The sequence below is a fragment of the Methylobacterium sp. WL6 genome (assembly GCF_008040095.1).
Classification (GTDB): Bacteria; Pseudomonadota; Alphaproteobacteria; order Rhizobiales; family Beijerinckiaceae; genus Methylobacterium.
On record NZ_VRVH01000535.1, the window covers coordinates 1 to 1,621 of the forward strand.

At 73.2% G+C, this 1,621-nt stretch carries 2 protein-coding genes; one reads left to right on the forward strand and one right to left on the reverse strand.

Features of this window, described 5'->3' with window-relative positions:
- Positions 1 to 933: NmrA family NAD(P)-binding protein (locus FV230_RS28105; RefSeq protein WP_147844695.1), on the reverse strand; the 933-nt coding region annotated here is incomplete at its 3' end.
- 108 nt (positions 934 to 1,041) lie between these two features.
- Between FV230_RS28105 and FV230_RS28110 the strand changes: the two genes are divergently transcribed.
- Positions 1,042 to 1,621, forward strand: a 580-nt coding sequence (locus tag FV230_RS28110; protein ID WP_147844696.1) for a LysR substrate-binding domain-containing protein, incomplete at its 3' end; no start/stop codon positions are given.

Consider the following 1,621-nt stretch of genomic DNA (forward strand, 5'->3'; position numbering starts at 1 on the left):
GAATGGGACGCGCCCGTCTACGCCCACGCGCTGGAGCGGCCCTACCTCGACGGCAGCGCCGCCTACCCGCGGCCCGATCCGAATGTCGGCGGCGTCGCGGTAGGCGTGCAGCGGGCGGCCCAGGATCGCGGTCAGCCGCTCGCGGTCGCCGGCCTCCGGGATCATGCCGTCGCCGACGAAGCGCTCGGCCATCAGGCGCATCTCGTAGGCCATCCACCGCGGCATGGTGCCGGCCATGGCCTGCTCGAACCCGCTCGGATCGTCGCCGCCGTAGGCGACCGGGCGGCCGAGCACCGCGCTCCAGATCGCGGCGAGGCCCGCGCCGGTGAGCGTGTCCGGCCCGACGAGGTTGATGGTCTCGACCGGCAGCGGGCCCGGCGCCGCGTCGCGGCGGATCAGCGCGATCGCGGCGATCTCGGCGATGTCACGCGCGTCGACCATGGCGACGCCCTTGCCGCCGATCGGCATCGGGTAGACCGCGTGGTCCACGATCACGTCCCGGATCATCGCCTCGTTGTCGATGAAGTAGGTCGGGCGCAGGATCGTGGCGCCGAAGCCCATCTGCCGCAGCATGCGCTCGGCCCCGAACTTCACCGCGAAGTGCGGCACCTCGACGGCGCGGTCGGCCCCGAACACCGACAGGTAGACGACCCGCTCGACGCCGGCCTCGCGCGCGAGGTTGAGGGTGACGATCGCCTGGGTGAACTCGTCGCCGGTCACCGCATTCAGCAGGAACAGCGTGCGCACGCCGACGAAGGCCCGGCGCAGCGCGTCGATGTCGAGAAGGTCGCCCGTCGCGACCTCGACCCCGGCGGGGAATTGGGCCTTGGCGGGATCGCGGGTCAGCACCCGCACCCGGGCTTGCCGCGCGACGAGCTGCTCGACGACGTGGCGGCCGACGCGGCCGGTGGCACCGGTGACGAGAATGGTCATGGAAGTCGCTCCTGTGGGTTGCGCCGTTCGGCTGACCCCAAGATGTGCGATCCACTTTCGAGCCAATAGGCGCTATATCTGGACGGACCGTCTCACGGGTGGAACGCCATGGACCTGCTCGCCCTGGAGGATTTCACCCTCGTCGCCCGCCATGGCGGGTTCGGCAGGGCGGCGCGCGCGGCCGGGCGGCCGAAGGCGACGCTGTCCCGGCGGGTGGCGGAGCTGGAGGCCAGCCTCGGCTTGCGCCTGTTCGAGCGCGGCGCGCGCGCCCTGAAGCTGACGGAGGAGGGCCGGGCGCTGTTCGAGCGGGCCGGCGCGCTGCTCGTCGAGCTGACCGAGACCGCCGCGGCGATCGCCTCCGGCGGCCAGCGCCCGCGGGGCCGGCTGCGGATCAACGCTCCGCTGCTGTTCTCGCAATCGGCGATGGGCAAGCTCGCGGCGCGCTTCGCCCTGAAGTACCCGGAGATCCGGCTCGAGGTGACGACGGAGGATCGCACCGTCGACATGATCGAGGAGGGCTTCGACCTGGTGATCCGGGTCGACCCCGCTCCGGACGCGAGTCTCGTCGGCCGCGCGTTCCTGCGCGACCGCCTGGTGGTCGTAGCGAGCCCCGGCCTCGCCCGGCCCGTCGGCGGCGCGGCGGTTCCGGCCGTGGTGCGGGGGAGCGGCGCGCACGCGGCGTGGCGGG